Origin of the sequence: Thalassotalea sp. ND16A, from assembly GCF_000764205.1 — a bacterium.
Lineage (GTDB): Bacteria > Pseudomonadota > Gammaproteobacteria > Enterobacterales > Alteromonadaceae > Thalassotalea_A.
The window spans coordinates 16180-36630 of sequence record NZ_JQDZ01000038.1; the positions used below are offsets into that span (position 1 = coordinate 16180).

16 protein-coding genes are annotated in these 20451 nt (G+C 41.9%); 9 read left to right on the forward strand and 7 right to left on the reverse strand.

Features of this window, described 5'->3' with window-relative positions; genetic code table 11:
* Positions 1–68 precede the first annotated feature (68 nt).
* Entirely contained in the window at positions 69–941 is an 873-nt protein-coding gene (locus ND16A_RS12760) for a 1-acyl-sn-glycerol-3-phosphate acyltransferase (protein WP_033076897.1), read from the forward strand.
* A gap of 518 nt (positions 942–1459) precedes the next feature.
* Here the strand turns inward: ND16A_RS12760 and astB are convergent.
* A complete protein-coding gene (gene astB, locus ND16A_RS12755) occupies positions 1460–2800 on the reverse strand; it encodes an N-succinylarginine dihydrolase (RefSeq protein WP_033076898.1) in 1341 nt (446 codons plus the stop codon).
* A 366-nt stretch (positions 2801–3166) separates the two neighbouring features.
* On the opposite strand from astB, the gene ND16A_RS12750 reads away from it, so the two are divergent.
* From ND16A_RS12750 to ND16A_RS12740, 3 genes are all read left to right on the forward strand, one after another.
* Positions 3167–4891: an acetolactate synthase 3 large subunit gene (locus ND16A_RS12750; RefSeq protein ID WP_033076899.1), complete on the forward strand. Its 1725-nt coding sequence runs from the start codon at positions 3167–3169 to the stop codon at positions 4889–4891.
* Positions 4891–5388 (forward strand): acetolactate synthase small subunit, encoded by a 498-nt coding sequence (gene ilvN / locus ND16A_RS12745; RefSeq protein ID WP_033076900.1) that lies wholly within the window; start codon positions 4891–4893, stop codon positions 5386–5388. The genes ND16A_RS12750 and ilvN overlap by 1 nt, the downstream gene beginning before the upstream one ends.
* Before the next feature lie 90 nt (positions 5389–5478).
* Positions 5479–5901 (forward strand): GNAT family N-acetyltransferase, encoded by a 423-nt coding sequence (locus tag ND16A_RS12740; RefSeq protein WP_033076901.1) that lies wholly within the window; start codon positions 5479–5481, stop codon positions 5899–5901.
* Positions 5902–5951: 50 nt separating this feature from the next.
* Here ND16A_RS12740 and ND16A_RS12735 read toward each other — a convergent pair whose 3' ends face one another.
* Positions 5952–7340 (reverse strand): IgA Peptidase M64, encoded by a 1389-nt coding sequence (locus ND16A_RS12735; RefSeq protein WP_033076928.1) that lies wholly within the window; start codon positions 7338–7340, stop codon positions 5952–5954.
* A gap of 144 nt (positions 7341–7484) precedes the next feature.
* Here ND16A_RS12735 and ND16A_RS12730 point away from each other — a divergent pair, with 144 nt between their 5' ends.
* Positions 7485–8240, forward strand: a complete 756-nt coding sequence (locus ND16A_RS12730) for a hypothetical protein (RefSeq protein WP_033076902.1) — start codon at positions 7485–7487, stop codon at positions 8238–8240.
* A 95-nt stretch (positions 8241–8335) separates the two neighbouring features.
* Here the strand turns inward: ND16A_RS12730 and ND16A_RS12725 are convergent, their stop codons facing one another.
* From ND16A_RS12725 to ND16A_RS12715, 3 genes are all read right to left on the reverse strand, one after another.
* The gene (locus ND16A_RS12725; protein ID WP_033076903.1) at positions 8336–8815 is read right to left on the reverse strand and encodes an aminoacyl-tRNA deacylase; all 480 of its coding nucleotides are present in this window, start codon (positions 8813–8815) and stop codon (positions 8336–8338) included.
* A gap of 70 nt (positions 8816–8885) precedes the next feature.
* A complete protein-coding gene (locus ND16A_RS12720) occupies positions 8886–10364 on the reverse strand; it encodes a sigma-54-dependent transcriptional regulator (RefSeq protein ID WP_052072958.1) in 1479 nt (492 codons plus the stop codon).
* A gap of 429 nt (positions 10365–10793) precedes the next feature.
* Positions 10794–11882 carry a flavin-containing monooxygenase gene (locus ND16A_RS12715; protein ID WP_033076905.1) on the reverse strand — a complete coding sequence of 363 codons (1089 nt, stop codon included), beginning with the start codon at positions 11880–11882 and terminating at the stop codon, positions 10794–10796.
* Positions 11883–12238: 356 nt separating this feature from the next.
* Between ND16A_RS12715 and ND16A_RS12710 the strand changes: the two genes are divergently transcribed.
* Both ND16A_RS12710 and argA read left to right on the forward strand, forming a co-directional pair.
* Positions 12239–14374, forward strand: a complete 2136-nt coding sequence (locus ND16A_RS12710; RefSeq protein WP_052072965.1) for a S46 family peptidase — start codon at positions 12239–12241, stop codon at positions 14372–14374.
* A 738-nt stretch (positions 14375–15112) separates the two neighbouring features.
* Positions 15113–16420, forward strand: a complete 1308-nt coding sequence (gene argA, locus ND16A_RS12705) for an amino-acid N-acetyltransferase (RefSeq protein WP_033076906.1) — start codon at positions 15113–15115, stop codon at positions 16418–16420.
* Positions 16421–17286: 866 nt separating this feature from the next.
* Here argA and amrA read toward each other — a convergent pair.
* On the reverse strand, positions 17287–17868 hold the full coding sequence (gene amrA / locus ND16A_RS12700; protein ID WP_033076907.1) for an AmmeMemoRadiSam system protein A: 582 nt from the start codon (positions 17866–17868) through the stop codon (positions 17287–17289).
* Entirely contained in the window at positions 17846–18622 is a 777-nt protein-coding gene (gene amrB / locus ND16A_RS12695) for an AmmeMemoRadiSam system protein B (RefSeq protein WP_033076908.1), read from the reverse strand. Before amrB ends, amrA begins: the two co-directional genes overlap by 23 nt.
* 110 nt (positions 18623–18732) lie before the next feature.
* On the opposite strand from amrB, the gene amrS reads away from it, so the two are divergent.
* The gene (gene amrS / locus ND16A_RS12690) at positions 18733–19815 is read left to right on the forward strand and encodes an AmmeMemoRadiSam system radical SAM enzyme (RefSeq protein ID WP_033076909.1); all 1083 of its coding nucleotides are present in this window, start codon (positions 18733–18735) and stop codon (positions 19813–19815) included.
* A 20-nt stretch (positions 19816–19835) separates the two neighbouring features.
* Entirely contained in the window at positions 19836–20444 is a 609-nt protein-coding gene (locus ND16A_RS0118970; protein WP_052072959.1) for a TetR/AcrR family transcriptional regulator, read from the forward strand.
* Positions 20445–20451 lie beyond the last annotated feature (7 nt).

A 20451-nucleotide genomic window follows, 5' to 3' on the forward strand; every position in this document is an offset into this window, starting at 1 on the left:
TCAATATTCTCTACCGCTTACATGCTACAATCTTAGCTATCTTCATCGTAACAACAATCCCGATTATCATGGCTAAAAAAGCACTCCCCATTCGTGATAAAACCATCTTCGACGGTATTTTCACTAAATATTTTTTAAAATTTCTTTTTACCCTTTGGTTTAAGATTGCCGGTTGGAAGCTTTGCAAAAATGCGCCTGAAGGGGCTGGTGTGGCTATTGCGGCACCTCATACCTCAAATTGGGATTTTTTTTACGCTCTTGGTGCTGCCATACTACAAGATGTGAAAATATACTTTTCCATTAAAGATAGCTTATGCCGGGTACCTGTATTAGGCACTTGGTTAATGTATCTTGGTGCTATTCCTATTGATCGTTCAGCAAAAGGTGTTGGTCAAGTTCAGCAAATCAAAAACTTTATCAATAACCAAAAATTGAACCGAGTGTTTTTCTTATTTACCCCTGAAGGTACCCGCGGTGCAGTACCTAAATGGAAAACAGGCTTTTACCATGTTGCCCAAGGTTGTGGTTTGCCCATATTTTTAGCTAAAGTGGATTATCTTAGTAAAGAATCGGGTGTTTTTCATACCTTTAAATTAACTGATAATAAAGAGGATGATATTAGGGCGATGCAGGCTTCTTATGAGAGTATTCAAGGTAAGTTCCCGTTACATCAATACCCGCCATACACAGGTAGCATGCCAAAAATATCTGAAGCAGAAGCCAAAATAATCAAGGCCATGTACTCTTTTAAAGGCGTAGCCACTAAAATGGAAATCACCGCCAAAGCTAAACTGGGTGAACTATCAACGACCATGTTAGACTTTTTGATTGAGAAAGGCATGTTAGAAAAAGTCTCATCTTCTACTAATAAGAACGAGCCTAGCTATCAACTGACTTTTGCTGGTAGGGGTTGTTTTCTTCATTTATCGCCGAGTGTTTAGCTATTATTCACTGTAGCAAGCTGTCATAGCTCTATAAGGCCAACAACGGAAGGTTGAATTTATCAGCTACTCGCTTTCGCCATGCGCATATACAAGTCATAAAAACGAATTAGTGAACCTCCGCTTTCGTTTCAAAGTGATCCTTAGGCTAGTATAAATACAGCGTCATGCCGGCGCAGGCCGATACCTCCTGACGTATGCTGAGGATATAAAACAATTATTTTTAGGCACATTATATCTGAAGGGAGGTTGCGGCCTCGGCTCTGGCATCCATGCTTCGCTCTACCTCCTCCATCCTTGGAGTCGTTCGCCGCAATGACGTGGTTAATTGTTTCTGAATATAAATCAACAACTAACGCTAATAGAGCTAATTTACTAGACCTACCCTGGCAATTCTCAGTTAATTTATCCCTGAATTAGATACCATTCTAAAGGTGTCCTGCCGGGTATAAGCATCATCCTTGTGCAAAAAAAAGGGTCGACAAATGTCGACCCAAAAGAAAAGTGGCGGGAGCTACTTATATTTGTTGGAAATGATATACCGAGCCTAGCTTCAACATCTGGGTTAATTCGTCCAGGGCGGTACGAGACTCCATCAATAAATTCGGATCGCGTAAATCATCAAAGTGCAACTCGTCACGATAATGTTTGCTTACCCAGGCGTTTAAGTTGGTAAATAACTCATCACTCATTAAACAATGTTGGTTCACCGCGTTTAACTCAGTGTCATTTAATGCGACACGTAAACGTAAACAGGCAGGTCCACCACCGTTTTTCATACTCTCGTTCACATCAAAATACTTCACCTGTTTTATCGGTGTATTGAGAGTGACTAATTTGTCTAAATAAGCCTTAACCTTTGGGTTATGGTAACAATGCATAGGCGCTATGATTGCCATGGTGCCATCTGCTAAAGTGATTATTTGGGTATTAAACAAATAGGTTTTTACACAATCTTCCAGCGACACTTCATCTGTGGTTACTTTGATAAAGTGTAAATCGTCAGAGCCGAACTTACTTTGTACTTCGGCGAGAAAGGCATCGCTATGTAAAAATGCTTGCTCATGATAAAACAACACGTTTTGGTTACCGACAGAGATCACATCGTTATGAAATACCCCTTGGTCGATCACGTGCGGATTTTGCTGAACATACACCACATTTTCATCACTTAACCCGTGTAAGCGAGCAACCGCCTGGCTGGCTTCGAGAGTTTGACGTGCCGGGAATTTTGTTGGTGCCGGTTTAGATTGATCAAACGCATACTTACCAAAGGTAAATATTTCTAGCCCCTGCTCACCATACTCGCTACATAAACGGGTATGATTAGCCGCGCCTTCATCACCAAAATGATCATTCTCGTTTAAGTGCAAATGATGATTAAAGTGGTTGTCATCATTAAAAACCGCTTTTAAAATGTTACCGGTAATTTCCGGCTCTAGTGAGCGATGAAATTTATTGGTTAAATTCGCCGGGGTGAAATGTACCTTTGAGTCTTTGCTATCGCCAGATGGAGAAACCGTAGAAGAGTTAGCCGTCCACATACTTGAGGCACTGAAACACGCAGATAAGACATTGGGTGCTTCTTTATGCGCTTGCTCTAACACATTGGCATCTGAGCCAGAAAACCCCAAACGACGCAAAGACAAGATATCGGGACGCTCTTGTGGGGCAAATACCCCTTGTGTCATCCCCATATCGTGTAACGCTTTCATTTTGGCAATGCCTTGCAACGCGGCATTTTTAGGGCTTGAAGTATCGTTAGCGCTTAATTTAGAGGCAACGTTGCCCGTAGATAGGCCAGCGTAGTTGTGAGTAGGTCCAACCAAACCATCAAAATTTGCTTCAAAACTCTTCATTTTTCAACTCCCTATAGGTATAGATACCGAGTAAAACTGTTTGTAAATTTGCCGCTATTGTAACGATTTTTACCTTTGAGTAAATGCTAATCTCCTTTGCTTATATGTTATTTATTATTGATTTCTATTTAAATGTTGACTTTCAAGGCCTACTATTTAAATATAAAGCAACATTAACTAAATAATCATTATCGATGTCTATTAAATCTCTTTTTCTTCAAGTCCTGCTGGTCGTGGTTTTAATACTAAGGCTAGGGTTTTGATTGAATAAATAGACAACGCATAAAAATTCACAAAACCCTCGCTATACTAAGTGAGGGTTTTTTACTTTCTGAACCCAAAAAAATTTTAATCTAAGGCAATAAAATGACAATTGAGCGGTTATCAGGAGCGCATTTACTCACCAAAGCGCTGGCAGAATTAGAGGTTGAGTATATTTTTGGCTACCCGGGTGGGTCAGTTTTAGATATTTACGATGCCATTTTCCAACAAGATAAAGTAAGCCATATTCTGGTCCGCCATGAACAAGCTGCGACTCATATGGCCGATGGTTATACCAGAGCGACGGGCAAATGTGGTGTTGTTCTGGCAACATCAGGTCCAGGTAATACTAATTGTATTACCGGTATCGCTACCGCTTATATGGACTCTATTCCTATGGTCGTACTGGCAGGACAAGTAGCATCAAGCCTGATTGGTGGCGATGCCTTCCAGGAAACAGACATAGTTGGTTGTTCTCGTCCGATTGTTAAGCACAGCTTCAACTGTCGAGATGTGAATGATATCCCTAACGTACTGGCGAAAGCTTTTTATCTGGCTGAAACCGGACGACCAGGACCTGTAGTGGTGGAATTACCAAAAGATATTCTTAACCCGGATATTAAAGTGCCATTTGTGCTCAATAAAGATGTGAAAATACGTTCTTACAACCCAAACGTTAAGGGCCACAGCAAACAAATTAAAAAAGCGGTTGAGAAAATTGTTAACGCCAAGAAATTGGTGGTTTATACCGGTGGCGGTATTATTCTGGCCAATGCTGCCGAGCAGTTAACCGCATTGGTTGAACGGTTAAATGCGCCTTGCACCAATACCTTAATGGGCCTTGGCGGCATTAGCGGCTTGCATGACAACTTTATTGGCATGTTAGGTATGCACGGCACAGCAGAGGCGAATAAGGCGATGGCCAATGCCGATATTATTCTTGCTCTTGGCGCCCGCTTTGATGACAGGGTTACCAACAAAGTAGAAAAGTTCTGTCCGAACGCCACCATTATCCATGTCGATATTGACCCGACGTCAATTTCAAAAACCGTATCTGCGCATATTCCAATTGTTGGCCTGGTAGATGTGGTGATGGCGCAAATTAACAAGGAGCTTGATGACGTTGGATATCAATCTTCTGCAGATACATTCAAAGACTGGTGGCAGGACATTAACCAATGGCGCAAATTAAACAGTTTTAGCTATGAAACTAAAGAAGATTTAATTAAACCGCAACAAGTGGTTGAAGCGGTATACAAGCACACCAATGGTGATGCTTATGTATGTTCGGATGTTGGTCAGCATCAAATGTTTGCCGCCCAGTATTACCCGTTTAAAAACCCGCGCCAATGGATCAACTCAGGTGGGTTGGGCACCATGGGCTTTGGTTTCCCGGCCGCGATGGGGGTGAAACTGGCGTTCCCTGACAGTCACGTTGTTTGTATAACTGGTGATGGTTCAATCCAAATGAATATTCAGGAAATGTCTACTTGCCTGCAATACGACATTCCGGTGGTCATTGTGTCACTGAACAACCGTTCTCTGGGCATGGTGCGCCAGTGGCAAGACATGATTTATGGTGGTCGTCATTCCTCTTCATACATGGAATCTTTGCCTGATTTTGTCAAATTAGCCGAAGCATACGGTCATGTGGGGATGCAGGTAAATCACCCAGATGAACTCGATGACGCAATTAAAGAAGCGTTTGCAATTAAAAACCGATTGGTATTTGTTGACGTATTAGTCGATGAAAACGAACACGTATACCCGATGCAAGTGCGCTTTGGTGCGGTTGACGATATGTGGCTTAAAAAAGGAGAAAAAGTATAATGCGCCGTATCATTTCGATATTACTAGAGAACGAACCAGGTGCCCTTTCTCGCATTGTTGGCCTGTTTTCACAACGAGCCTTTAACATTGAAAGCTTATGTGTTGCCGAAACCGACGAGCCTAGTCTGTCACGTATTACCATTTCCACTTTTGGCGATGATAAAATTCTTGAGCAAATTACCAAACAGGTAAACAAGTTAGTCGATGTAATTAAAGTGGCAGACTTAACCGAACGGCCACACATTGAGCGTGAAATTGTCTTGGTAAAAGTATTGGCGATGAACAACAAAACGCGCACCGAAGTAATGCGCATAAGCGATATTTTCCGTGGCGACATCGTCGATGTTGGCAAGCAAATATACACGGTACAACTTACCGGTGATGAAGATAAAATATCATCCTTTATCAGTATATTGAGTAATGAAACCGAGATAATCGAAGTAGTACGCTCTGGTACTGTAGGTATTGCCCGCGGCGAAAAAGCCCTGCGCGCCTAGACGATAAACCGGGGTCAGAGTCAAGTTAACTAAAGCGATTAACTTGACTCTGACCCCGTACTTTGACCCCGCGCTCCCAGTCCTTATCTGATGCAAATTATTCAAGCAGACAAAACCAACAAAAAAGCGATCAAACGCTTTTACAAAAACAACCATTATAGTGCCAGCTTCATGGGTGATGATGCCTGTTACTTTATTACTGAAGATAGTGCTGACAACACAAACATTATTGCCGGTGTGATCATCTCTTACCAACAAAGCACGCCGTTTTTACACGCACTAGTTGTCACCAAAGAGTATCGTGGTAAAGGCCTGTCGACATTGTTACTCAATCACTGCCAACAGCAGATTAACCTCATCTATTGTTTTGCCAATAACTCATTATGCAGGCTTTACCAGCAACAAGGGTTTGCCTCGATTGCCGCAAATCAGCTGCCCGAGAGTTTAAAAGTACGCTTGTTAAATTACCAACAAAAAAGCCCTTCCCTGCAGAGCTTGATCTGGCAAAGATGAGCTTGCTTAGGCAGAACTAAGTTTTGTAATAATACTTATGCAGATTGGTATTAGCGCGAATATAGCTTGATCATGTCGATAATGCCCTGCTGACAAACCTGACAAAACTCTTCGGTTCGGGTAAACATAATGCAATTTAATTCACTGCGATAATAACCTTTGGCGGAATAGTTTGCCCCTTCAAAGGCACCTATGACATCCTTGTTGTCGGCTTTCGAGAACATAGTTTCGACAATCTGCTGATTTTGATGAAATAACTTATCCATCTCTGCTTCCGGTTTATTATCTTGGCGTAACTGTTGTCGAATTTTTTGATATTGATAAGAATGTTTTTCATATTCAGCTTTCGGCCAGGCCGTTGGTACATCGCTGTCCTTTTTAGTCAGATGCTGCCATTTTAACGGCTGACCTGGCAGTAATGCGGTAACATTGGGCTCATACGGCTCAATTATATTTTGCGGCGTTGTATAGGCCACCGAGCTGGTGTAATACTCATCGGCAAGTCCGGCAAAATGATGACCAAACTCATGAATAAACAGATAATTGGCCCAATCACTATTGGCCGCTGCAGTGGAAAACAAGCCGAATATGCCACCGCCGCCGTAGGTATCGTTATTGACGATAATTTCGACAAAATCGTAAGGCACTGACGATGCGATACGGCGAAAATTACGATTGTCGCTGGTCAGAACATAACGCTCAGAGCCAAACGCATCATAGGTGACGCCTAAAGGGCTATCATGATAAGTGTTGGTCGATGGCCTTGAAACGCCAGATTCAGCGGTAAGTGGTGCCAACGCCCAAACGTTAAAATGTTTGCGGTATTGTTTAAATGGACTGGTGGCAAATAATGCTTCGGTCATCGCTTTCGCCGATTGTTTGAATTTATCCATTTCCGCCGCGGTGTAGCCGTCTCCGAGGATTAACAAATCGACCTTTTCTGTCGGTGAGCCATTTTGCTCAATGGCAATCACTTGCGGTTGATAACTTGCCGATTCGCGATGATTTAAGTAATGGTTGGGATCAATTTCAGTGCTCCACACCGGTTGAAAGTCAAACTTGTGATCTCGTTTTTCAATGGTGATAACGACATTACTTTGAGGTTGCGGAAAACGTAGCGACTCATGAAAGGTACGTTTTATTTTCTTCGCTTCAGCGGTAGTTTCCCATTCCCCATAAATCGAACTAAAGCTGCGAGTAAATAACACCTTTTGGCTTTTACTGTCTGTTACGATAAAGCGATACTTACCACGATTCAGGCTATCGAGTACTTGCGATTTTGCCCCCGGCCAGGCCAATGGTTCAATCACCACTTGATCGAGAGAAAAGATCTCTGCTTTGGCATCCCCTGTATGGTAAAAATCTAGGCGCAAGGTATTCACTTGCGCATAACCATAACTTACCCAAAATAAACCTAAGGCGATGAAAAATTTAAACACAGCATTCTCCTTTTTATAGATAAATAACATAACGTTAACTTAATACCAATGCTAATAAATTTATTCTATAATGCTAGAATAATGAACTGCAATGTTTATTACTCAAAGATCTTTATAATTAACGGCTGAAGAGTAGAAATCGGTATGTTAAAACAGAATTATTTAATCCTCGGGGTAATAACATCATTTGTTATTCTATTCTTTATTTTTACCCCTGCGTTATCGCAATCCATTGAATATCACAGCTTTGCCGATCAAGGTAATTTCTACGCAATTCCCAACACCCTGAATGTGCTTTCAAATTTGCCGTTTATTGCTGTAGGCCTTTATGCATTAAGTAAAATCAGCAACAACTCGACTCGATTGTTCGACCACCATCTAGCGTTGAATTATCAGTTATTTTTTGCGGGCTTAATTGCCACCGGTATAGGGTCAAGTTTTTACCATCTAAACCCCACTAATTTCACCTTGATTTTTGACCGTTTAGGCATAGCTTTCAGTTTCATGGCGATTTTCAGCGCATTGCTCGGAGAATTTGTCAGTGTAAAATTAGGAAAAAAATGTCTGTTGCCGTTTATTTTTATCGGTATTGCCAGTGTCATTTACTGGGGCATAAGTGAGCACTTTCAACAAGGCGATTTACGGGGTTATTTGCTAGTACAATACCTGCCAATGATTATTTTACCCATCATTGTATTGACCAAAACATGGCCGTACACGGATAAAAATCAATGCTTTACGCTCATTACCATTTACTTTATCGCCAAGCTTTGTGAGCTATTTGATAATGAACTTTATGCTGTTATTCAAATAGTTAGTGGTCACACCTTAAAACATCTTTTTGCCGCATTTGCCGGTTACTGGGTGTACTGGATATTAATTCACCGTAAACCACGATAAAGCGGTCGCAGTAGCTTTAACGGATACGTAATACCTATTCCGACAATTTATTGGTCAATAAATTATCGGACTTGGTATAAACGACCTCTTTAAATTTAATGGATCACTTCTCGGCTAAATCGTGCATGTCTGGCACTGGCGGTTAATTTTTCAAAGCCTTGCTTATCAATACACAATAAATTTTCATGATCACCCGCTTCAATATAGACTTCGTCTAATTCGTCGAGTAACGAATCACAAATCATCGACATGTTATAGGCAATGCCCACTGGTGGCACGGCGCCATGTTCGCAATCTTTAAATAACTCATACACCTGGTTTTCTTTAATCAAATGATAACTTCCGAGTAATTCTTCATTAACTCTCGACATAGTCACTTTATTGTTTGCCGGTAACACTGCCATTAATTTTCGCCCTTCGTGATCAGAAAGCATCACCCCTTTGGCGATTTGATTTAATGGTACATTTGCGGTAACCGCTGTGCTAACGGAATTATCGCTATGAAAATGAGGAATAACCTGAAAAGGAATTTGATGTTCACTTAGGTAAAAACCCAATCGGTTCGCAATAGACATAAACACCTCCACACTAAATATGCCTTTGTTAAGTATAGCCGGAAGCTCAACAAAAACATCATTATCAGGCTTACTTTCCAGAGTTACTTTCCAGAATGTATTTCTTCACCGTGCGTCGGTCCAGGTTGGTTTTTTTCGCTACCGCTTCATAGCTACCAAGCTGCTGATAAAGTTTGAAACAATACCTTTTCGAAAAGTCTTTCAGATCAAGATGTTCACGATTAAATTGTGGCATTGAGCCAACATCATTATGCTGGTGATGAAATCTGTCGCCTAAATAACTGCCACTCAATATTACCCTTCTGATCGCTTGTTCCAACTCGCGCACATTACCTGGCCAATAATAATCTTTAGGCAATCCCTGAGCCAGAGCAGTAAGTACCCTGTCGACGATGTTGTCATCTTTATTGCCACAAATCCGTGATACCAACTCAGCTACCAGTATTTCCAGTTCATTTTTCGATTCGTTAATGCGCTGCCTTAATGACGGAATTTCGATAACGTCTGAGCAAAGACGATAATAAAAGTCATCCCGTAACATTTCGTCTTTTCTTAAATCATGTAATGACTGATTTGCTGCAGCAACAATGCGGCCATGGAAAGACTCTTCAATATAACTGCCAACCGGCACAAATTTTCGCTCTTGCAATACTTTCAATAATTTAATTTGAATGTTTTGACTGAGGTTGCCAATCTCGTCGAGAAACAACAAACCATGTGAATTGCACTGGGAAAAAAGACCTTTATGCTGTTCAACGGCTCCGGTAAAGGCACCTTTACGATGGCCAAATAATTCTGACTCAATTAAGTTTTCCGCAAATTGCGACAAATTGGCACTGATAAACGTTTGATTGAAATTTTCACTAAAGCAAGCGGTTTTTCTATCAAAGGTAATATGCACTGAACGCCCTAAGGCAAAGGCTGCGGCCCCTTTACCAGTACCGGTTTCGCCCACTAAGAACACCGAAAAGTCTTCCATATTATCCCATAAACTGCGGTGATAATTAAACACATCGGAAGTAAACAGGTTATTCCACAGGCTCTCCCGTAACCGGGTTATTGCGTCACATTGGCCCACCAGGCCGGTATTAATAAACAAGTAAGCACGGCGAAATTGATACAACAACTCTAATAGGCTCAGCGCCTCTTTTTCAATAAAACCTCGACTTACCAGCTTGGCAATAATTGGTTCCCCTTCGGGAAAGGTGACTGAGCTGGTTTTTGAGGCTAATTGCCGTTTAATTAAATCATCTAACGGCTCGATATAGTCTAAATACACTTCCGCAATATAAGAAAAATACAGAATTTTACGCTCTTGACCATTAAATTGCTGAAAGGTAGTGAGGTTACGCTTTTCAAGTTCGGCGATATTGGCAGTTAACAGCGGTTGTAAGCTTTTAAAAAAATGCACGCCTACAGACTGGCCCGTTAAATATTTACTGGTTACCAGAGTGTGTAACAACCTGCGCTCTTCGGTGAAAGGATTAACCATTACCGAGCGGGTAAAATTAGAAAAAAACTTCAGCTCTTCATTGGTTAATAGTTTCACCACTGTGCCCTTTTCATTCAGTTGATTTGGTTTTATAGCAATTCTTTTAGTGTAGGATAAATTGTCGATCTATAAACACGATCACCAGAAACAGCGAGAATACGATGGCAAAAAGTAAAAACTTGCTGGTTTTAACGAATGAGTTAACAATGCTCATAACAACTCCTATTCAACTATCAATGAAAATTAATTTACGTAGCAGTTTATAAGAGGGCATAAGTTGTGCCAGTTACCTAAATTATTATAAGTAGCTGGTTTTATTGATAAACTAATATAGAATTTTGAATGGCTCACAGGTCCGCTGAGCAAACCACATACATAAAGGTATAGGTAATGTACATTTTTGCCAATAGATAATAGCGATATCAATGGCGGGATTAAGCCGCCATGAATACTATTTTTTGATGAAAAGTATTGCCGTAATGGATACTAGGCGTTGCAAGAAAGCAGCTCTACATCATTTAACTGATATTGCTGAGCGATATGATCCGCCAAATACTGGGCATCGGCAGCGACTCCGCCTAATGTTGCCGAACCTCGGGTGTGCATCCAGGGCAAACCAATAAAATACATGCCTTCACTATTGCCTACGCCACGATGGTTTGTCGGGTAACCGTCTTGTTCAAATTTCACTGGCGTTGAACCTTCGCCGGCGAGCCAGGAAAAATCGGGTTTATAACCGGTGGCCCAGATGATATTTTTTATTGACGATATTGAGGCGTCGGCAAAATTAATGGTTTTGCCCTTGGCCGCAACCGTTCTTCCTAACACCTGAATGTTTTCCTTGTTCAGTAGTGCTTTAACATTGGTACCAATCACCGGTTGCATCCGGTTTTTCAGGATTTTACCTAAAAATGAATGTCGTGATAACGACAGTATGCCCAACGATTTCAACCACCACCATAAAGTTTTGCCGAATAATGCCTGCGGCAACGACGCCGTACTAGTAACGCCAGAGCTAAAGGTAGTACGTCCGTTTTCGGCAATTTCTGCCAATATTTGTACTGCAGAATCACCACCACCAACCACTAAGGTGTCGCCCGCGTTTAATTGCTCAGTATTGACGTAATCCCGACTGTGGATTTGTTTAACTGTTGAACAAATGTTTGCCGCAAAGCTTGGGATAAATGGGGTATGAAATGGGCCGGTAGCAATAATAACATTACGACAAAATAATTTTCGGCTATTGGCATTCACCTGATAAACACCCGCGTTTTTCTCTAGCGATTCAACTTTGGTGTTTAATTGCACCGGCAAGTTAAAAGTGGCTACGTAGTTTTTTAAATATTTAGCTACATCATATTTATTCGGGTATTCGCGACTACCGCTAAACTTCAAGCCAGGTAATGCATTGTATTTTTTCGGTGTGAATAAGGTTAGGGAATCCCAGCGCGAAAGCCAGGCACTGCCAATTTCATCGCCAGCATCAACAATTAAAAAATTTACCCCTAATTGTTTTAAATGATACCCCATGGCAAGGCCTGCCTGGCTGCCACCAATCACAATAAAATCGTACATAAACCACTTCAACTACAAAATTTGGCTGCATACTAACAAAATTTACCGTTAAAATAGAGTTTTAATCGTTAATTTCACCAACAAAGTTGGAATCTAAGGTTTACATAAGCTCTTTTTTAAAAGCATATTTTGACGTTACACAGAGTGACTCATTGTTTTTGTTGATAGCTTTTACTGTAAAGCTTTGTTAACTAGTTACTGACTTTGGTAACAATTTTTAAATCACTCGATTTGACTATAAATTGTCATTTTTGCAAAATCCCGAAGGTAAAATTTTTTTAAGGGAGAATTAGGTGCGAGTAATAACATCATTACTGCTATTGGCAGTAAGCGCTACGTCATTTGCCGATGAAGGTATGTGGCAACCACATCAGTTACCAAGTATTAGCAAAGAATTAACGGCAGCGGGTTTAGAAATGAATCCGAGCGATTTAACCAATTTAACCGAATTTCCAATGGGTGCCATTGTCAGCTTGGGTGGTTGTACCGCATCGTTTATTTCTGACCAGGCCTTGGTCGTTACCAACCATCACTGTGTTTATGGCTCGGTGCAGTACAATTCAAACGAAGAAAACAACTTGCTTAAAAATGGTTTTCTCGCCAAATCATTCGCCGAAGAATTGCCCGCGGCTCCTGGTCAACGCATTTACGTAACGGAAGAGATCACCGAAGTAACACCATTGATCACTGCTGGCATTAGCAATGCCATGAAGGGTGATGAGCGCTATAAGCAAGTTGAAAATAGCAGCAAGAAAATGGTTGCTGAGTGTGAACAAGATAAAGACTACCGTTGTAGCGTCGTAAATTTTCACGGTGGTTTAGAATATTACCTGTTCAAGCAATTGATGATCCGTGATGTCAGACTCGTGCACGCCCCGGCGTCGAGTGTTGGCAAGTATGGCGGCGATATCGATAACTGGATGTGGCCACGACATACCGGTGATTACGGTTTCTATCGAGCCTATGTAGGCAAAGACGGTAAGCCAGCAGATTTTGCCAAAGATAACGTACCATACCAACCTAAGCATCATTTGAAAGTGAACAAAGAGTCGGTCAGTGAAGATGATTACATTATGGTGCTTGGCTACCCGGGCAGAACCAACCGTTACCGTGTAGCCAGTGAAGTTGAACATCAGTTTACCTGGGCATATCCGGTTGCAAAAGCGTACCGTGAAGAGATCATTGACTTAATTCATCAAAATTCAGCCGTTGCTAGCGATAAACGCATTAAATACCAAAACGAGTTGGCAAGTTTGGCAAATTACGCCAAAAACTATGGTTCATTAGTGGAAAGCTACACTAAAGGCACTACCTTAGCACGTAAGCAACAGTTAGAAGCAGAGCTTACCGCCTGGATCAACAACAATGCTCAGCGCAAGGCTAAATATGGCAATGCCCTGCCAGGCTTAAACAAATTGGTTGCTCAAAGCCAGGAGTTTGCCCCGCAAAGCTATGTATTAAGCTATATGGGCCGTAGCCAGTTATTGACTGCGGCAAATAAATTACACCGTTTAGCGGTAGAAAAAACCAAGCCAGATCTTGAACGCCAACGCGGCTACCAAAACCGTGATATGTCGCGTTTTGAGCAGGGGATGAAAACCATTAACCGACGTTTAGATTTGGATATTGATCAAAAAATCCTGGCGCACATGTTAAAACATTATGCCGCACTGCCGGCAAAGCAGCACATTAAAGCGATCGATCAATTCTTTGGCCTTGAAAACGGGCTAAACGAGGCTGCCTTAGCTGAAAAACTTAATAACATTTACCAACAAACCCAGTTGCATGATGAAGCTACCCGATTAGCCTGGATGGATAAAAGCGTTGCCGATTTCAATAATGCTACCGACCCGTTCATTCAGCTAGCGGTTAACACCTTTAAAGCACGCAAAGCCATTGAAGATGCTGACAAAGAGTTATCAGGCAATATTCAGGCATATCGTCCTAAGTTTATGGAAGCATTAATTGCTTACAACAAAGCGAAAAATTTACCGGTTTACGCCGATGCCAACTCCACTTTGCGTGTCACTTACGGTAATGTCAAAGGCTACTCACCGAAGGACGGTATTATCGCTAGCCCGTTTACCACGGTTGAAGGAATTGTCGCCAAAGATACTGGCACATTTCCATTTGATGCGCCGAAAAAGCAGCTGGATTTGATCAACAAAAAGCAATACGGCGTGTACAGCAAAGATTCGCTAAACACCGTACCTGTTAATTTTCTCGGTACGCTAGACATTACCGGCGGCAACTCGGGTTCACCAACCTTAAACAGCAAAGCTGAGTTTGTTGGCCTGGTATTTGACGGTGTCTATGAAAGTATCATTGGTGGTTGGGATTACGATGCCAAGCTAAACCGCTCAATTCATGTTGATGTACGCTACATGCTTTGGGTGATGGAACATATCGACGGTGCCACTAACCTGATAGATGAAATGAATATTGTAGAGATGACTGAAACCGCACAAATTAAAGCTACGGTTGCAGAATAACAAGATACAAGGTAATTAAATATCTAAGGGCGCACTAATATTGCGCCCTTTTTTTTGAGGAAATTAATTTATCCTAGTAAGAATTAGCTTTAATTTTTGTTCTAGTAAGCTAATGCCACAAACCTGACGGTTTTAGATATGAAAAAAGAGTGGGGATTCCACTCTTCTTAGATGTCGCGCTGTTCGTTGGCTTAGTGCCACTTGCGGGCACTCTTTTTTAGTATGTTGTGCAATACTTCGAAAAAATTAACCACGTCATTGCGGCGCAGGCCGCAACCTCCCTTCGGATATAACGTGCTTATAAACAATACCTTACATGCTCTGTTGCTGTTCAGGAGGTTGCGGCCTGCGCCGCAATGACGGTGTTTTTTTCCTATATCGTGTAGGTAGGTTATCGCTCTTTATAAGCATTTAGTCCTGAATTAAATCGCCCGCAGGAATGGTAAGGAGTAAACAATTGGACATAAATTCCCCTGGTTTTTGTTATCTATTAACTTGTGATTTATATCGCTACTATACTTTATAGAACACCAATCCATAGAACTCTATATACTCAACCCAAGATTAATAAAAAAAGATGAAATACTTTTGATGCGTTGTTCAATGGCTGGGCTGAATACAAACCCGTGGCTAAAATTAGTTGACCACTACAGCTCATGGACAAGGACAAGCGTTAGTACAATGCTTAGTTGAATTTGCTCATCAAATGGAGTCGCAAAGGAAAATGAAATAAACACCATGGATAATTATACAAATAACATTAAATGGTTTAGAAATGCTGCGCCATATATCAATGCGCATCGTGGTAAAACTGTAGTAATAATGTTTGGCGGAGAAGCCGTATCACACGAAAATTTTGCCAATATTATTCATGATATTTCCTTGTTGCGTAGTTTAGGCGTTAAGTTAGTGGTGGTGCATGGCGCACGGCCACAAATTGAAGAGCGCATGATCCAACGTAATATTAATCGAGTTATTGAAAATAATATTCGTGTCACCGACGCCGATACGCTAGTGGCGGTTAAAGATGCTACGGGTTCTTTACGCTTGCATATTGAAGCCTTATTAAGTACAGGCTTAGTAAATTCGCCTATGCATGGCTCTCAAATTCGTGTGAGTACAGGTAACTTTGTTATTGCCAAGCCTATGGGGGTTCGTGATGGTGTCGATTTTAAATATACCGGCAGTGTCCGTAGAATTGACTCTGATGGTATTAACATGCAGCTAGATTATGGCTCAATTGTTTTATTGTCACCGATAGGTTATTCGCCTACTGGTGAAGTATTTAACCTTGCTTTAGAAGATGTAGCAGCACAAACAGCCATTGCTTTAAAAGCGGATAAATTGATCACCTTAACCGAAGGTGAAGGGTTGATAGGTAAAACAGGCGAGTTGATCAGAAGTTGTAGTGTACGTCGGGTTAAAACCTTATTAGATGAAAAAGATTGTCATGTACGTCAGTTATTGCTTCGAGCAATCATTCAATGTGGTGAGAATGGGGTTGAACGTTGTCACTGTGTTAGTTATCAAAGTGATACTGCATTATTGCAAGAGCTATTTACGCTTGACGGTGCCGGTACTCTGATTGCTAAAGATCATAAAGAACAAATATCCATTGCGACTATTGATGATGTTGGCGGTATCTTGGAATTACTTGCTCCGCTTGAGGCTGAAGGTATTTTAGTTAAACGTTCACGGGAACTACTTGAAGTTGAAATTGACAAGTTCACTGTGCTTAAAAAAGAAGACGTTATCATTGCTTGTGCTGCATTGTATCCATATTCGGATGCAAAAATGGGCGAGGTAGCCTGTGTTGCTATTCATCCTGATTACCGTAAAGGTAACCGCGGCGGACGTTTGATTGCTGCGCTAGAAACTGAAGCTAAACAACAGCATCTTGGCTCGATATTTGTGTTAACAACGGTAAGTGGTCATTGGTTTCTCGAGCAGGGTTTTATTGAGCAGCCTATGAATAAATTACCTGAAGGCAAACAAAAAATGTATAACTTTCAGCGAAAATCAAAAGTTTTTATTAAAGAGATTTAATTATTGTAAGTTGAATAATTGAAAAATTTTAGATCTCGGTTTGCCGCACTATAATCATTTACAAGTCAGATTTAACCTTGTTTGTAGTGGGCAAGTAATATTGGCCTCTGTTTGTAGCTTTACCGTGATAAGACCGATGACTTCTAACTAAAGGGCTGTTGGCTGGCATCTCCCCCCCCTTAAGACAGCTGACCTGAGAGTGTAGAAAGTTTATGATCACAATTGCCACATTGCTGACAGTTTGGTTTGGGTTATTGATATGCAGGCACCGCGCAAAGCTTAACGCTGGTTTCTGACGCGCTCAAATGCACAAGCCAGAAAGCAGACGTTTGATACTTTTATATCCCAGATTTTCAGTTATTCGATTGGGTTCTAAGAAGGAAGGTAATATGTCAGGCTCGATCCGTAGGGTCAGTGCCAGGAGCTGCTACACAATATCAGAAAAAATACTCCGTCATCCCGTTATGTTTTTGAACGGGATCTCCTCCAGCTTCAAGGTGGCTCTGAACGGCAAGTCAGTGCCACTTGCAGAAGTAGAGAAAGTACGCCGTCATCCTCGAGGAGCTCAAGCGACATCGGGGACCTCCTCCAGTAATAGTGTGCTTGTAAAAATTTGATTTTATTTAATTTTAAAACCACAGCATGCGTAAGGAGGTCCCGTGTCTCGCTTAAACTCGCACAGGATGACGGTGTGTTTTTTCTAGATTGAGTGGTGTATTGTACAGCTCTTAATCGCTGTGAGTTCAACTGGTGAATGCAACGCTATCCTTATAGTAGCTTAAGGAATGCTGACACAAAATTAAGCTCAACAATTAGCGCTAATAGAGCCATTTCCTACTAAAGGATGCGTTAAAGCAATTAAAACGCTAACTTGCCGATTTGATCAACAAGGTTTGAAAACGAAACAACTTAATGTCCGGGTGCCAATAATCCTCTGCCAATCCGGCTTTCACCTTTAACTTAGCGACGAAAACTTCTGGCTTGGGTAGAGCATCCCAAACCGAAGGCAAAAATAACGCATTATGTTGTTGATATTCAATGACTAAACCATCAACACCTGCATTTAATTCGCTAACTAGCGCTTGTTCGCCGAGATTGTCAATGCTGCTGCAAGCCGATAAAATTGAAATTTGAAAACTTAACTGTTTCAGCTCCGCAAACTTTATCGGGTCGAAGCGATAGTCTTTAAAGGCACTGTTATAGCTATAAGTGCAAATATTCTGCCACAAGGGTTTTTCTGCCACGCTGGTGCCAATGCAACCGCGCAGTTGCTCATCAACATAAAGCGTGATGAAACAACCGGCCTGTTGTTGCAAAACGGTACAATCCGGCATCGCCGGCATAACCAATTGCTGCTGTTTAATGCTTTCGCGCAGTACTAGCCAAACCATATCAATGGCAAGTTGTTGCTCCGCGGTTGTCAGTTCAATACACGATAAAGCTGGCATAGCCTACTACTCTGCTTTTATCGCTGCCGGTATCGCCGGAATTTTCCGCCTTGACCATGCGGATTTTCCACTGCTGAGCAGCGCAATATTCAAAAAAACCATTTAACGCATAACTGCCACAGGCATCCTCGCTAACCAAGTCGGTAGCAAAATTTAGCATCCGCACAATATTGAAATTATCTATTGCTTGCGCTTCAAAATAGCTGTGATAATGGCTCATATCCGTGCTCACCACAAACAAGGTGCCTTTCGTGTCTAGCGCTTTTATCACTTTAACCACCGCTTCGGGTTCACACACGCCAACCACAATCGGCAAAATGCTAAACTGCTGCAAACTGGCCTGTAAAAATGGCAGTTGCACTTCTAAAGAGTGTTCAAACTGATGCGCTTCGTCAGACAGCTGTACCACGCCTTTTTCCAAAAGCATCTCGCTTGCATCTTCATCAACCTTTACATCACCTAACGGTGTCGAAAAAAATTCGTAGCTGGCCAGCGCCATGCCGTATAAAGCGATTCGATGGCAAGGGCCAAGCAATACCACTCGATTAATGTCATTGGCACTATTAGCCAATAATCGATAAGCCGCACCAGCAACCGCGCCCGAATAACAATAACCGGCATGAGGTACAATTAACGCCTTGGCATACACGCCAGCATCAACAAACTCACCGATATACTGTTTAACACTGCTGACCAGCTCGATGGCATCATCAGCATAAAAACTCCCTGCTACTGCAGGTTTACGAATACTCAATATTATTCCTTATTAATTGCCCGAAAATGTGCGACTTCGGTCGACCAACTCTCTAAGTATAGATAACGATTCACGATAATTTACCTATACTTATTACAGGCGGTAACTTTATGGCAAATCAACTGATTGAACATTTTCCAACCAAGTACTGGCAGCGGCTAGAAGATGGCAGAGTACGTTGCGATGTGTGCCCGCAACACTGCACCTTACGGGAGGGAAAACGCGGCAGCTGTTTTGTGCGTATGCATCATAAAGGCAAAATTGTGCTCACCAGTTATGGCCGCTCTTCCGGCTTTTGTATCGACCCGATTGAAAAAAAACCGCTCAATCATTTCTATCCAGGCAGCAGTGTGTTGTCCTTTGGTACGGCAGGATGTAATTTAAGCTGTAAGTTTTGCCAAAACTGGGACATCAGCAAGTCGCGGCAAATAGATACTTTAAGTGGCAGTGCCATGCCAGAACAGTTAGCCAAAGCGGCGAAACAGCATCACTGCAAGAGTCTGGCGTTTACCTATAACGATCCGGTTATTTTTATGGAATACGCCATCGACACCGCCATTGCCGCGAAACAGCAAAACATAAAAAGTGTGGCGGTAAGTGCCGGTTATATCTGCGCTGAGCCAAGAGCAGAGTTTTACCAACACATGGATGCAGCCAATATTGATTTAAAAGCATTTAGCGAAAGCTTTTATCACAAAATATGTCACGGTCATTTACAGCCAGTGTTAGAGACGCTGCTTTATTTAAAAAATGAAACCAATGTCTGGTTTGAAATCACCACGTTGCTGATCCCCGATGAAAACGATTCAGCGCAAGAGTTGCATGCGATGTGTCAATGGATTGCAGAAAGTCTTGGCGTGGATATTCCGCTGCACTTTAGTGCCTTTCATCCCGATTTTAAAATGCTGGATAAAGGCAATACGCCGCTTTCAACACTGTTAAAAGCACGGGCAATCGCGCAAAGCTACGGCCTTAACTATGTGTATTGTGGCAATGTATTTGATAGCGAGTCCGACAGCACTTATTGCCCAAATTGCCAACAATTGCTGATTGGCCGGAACTGGTATGAACTTAACCAATATCGCTTAACGGAACACGGTAATTGCCAACACTGCGGCCAGCAATTACCCGGTCGTTTCGCTGCCTTTAACAACAGTTTTGGCCGAAAGCGCATACCAATTGCGATTATCTAACAGACCCTAAGGGAGGGATTATGGGCGAAGATGAGATCACTCAACAAGTAGTGTTAGATAAGGCACTGGCTCTTGCGCACCAAAGCAGCTGGGAGGGTTTTAGTTTGTTAGCGCTGGCCCATAACTTAAACTGCAGCCTCGGCGATATTCGAATGTTATTTCGTTCAAAAGACGATATGGCGGAAGCATTGTTCGATCGAGCCGATGCTGCCATGCTCAATAGTAGCAGCCCAAATGCACTGCCAGCGCAAACCAGTGAACAGCTCCTGATTGATTGCATCATGGTCTGGTTTAATTTTCTCACGCCCCATAAGAAACTGGTTAAGGAGATCCTTGCCTATAAATTTGAACCGGGTCATTTTCATCTACAAGCCCATGGAATTACCCGCGTAAGCCGTACCGTACAGTGGTTTATACTAGCTGCCGGTCGTGATTACTCCGGGCTTAAGCGTATTGGTGATGAAATATCCGTAACCTCGGCCTATTTGCTGAGTTTTTCCTTTTATTTTGTCGATAATAGCAAGCAACACCTAAAAACGCGGCAGCTGTTACAGCGTTTGCTAAACAGAAACAGGCAACTGTATCATGCGCTCAAGGCCATAAGCCGGCCTTTAAGGCACAAAAAGTGAAGCTCAA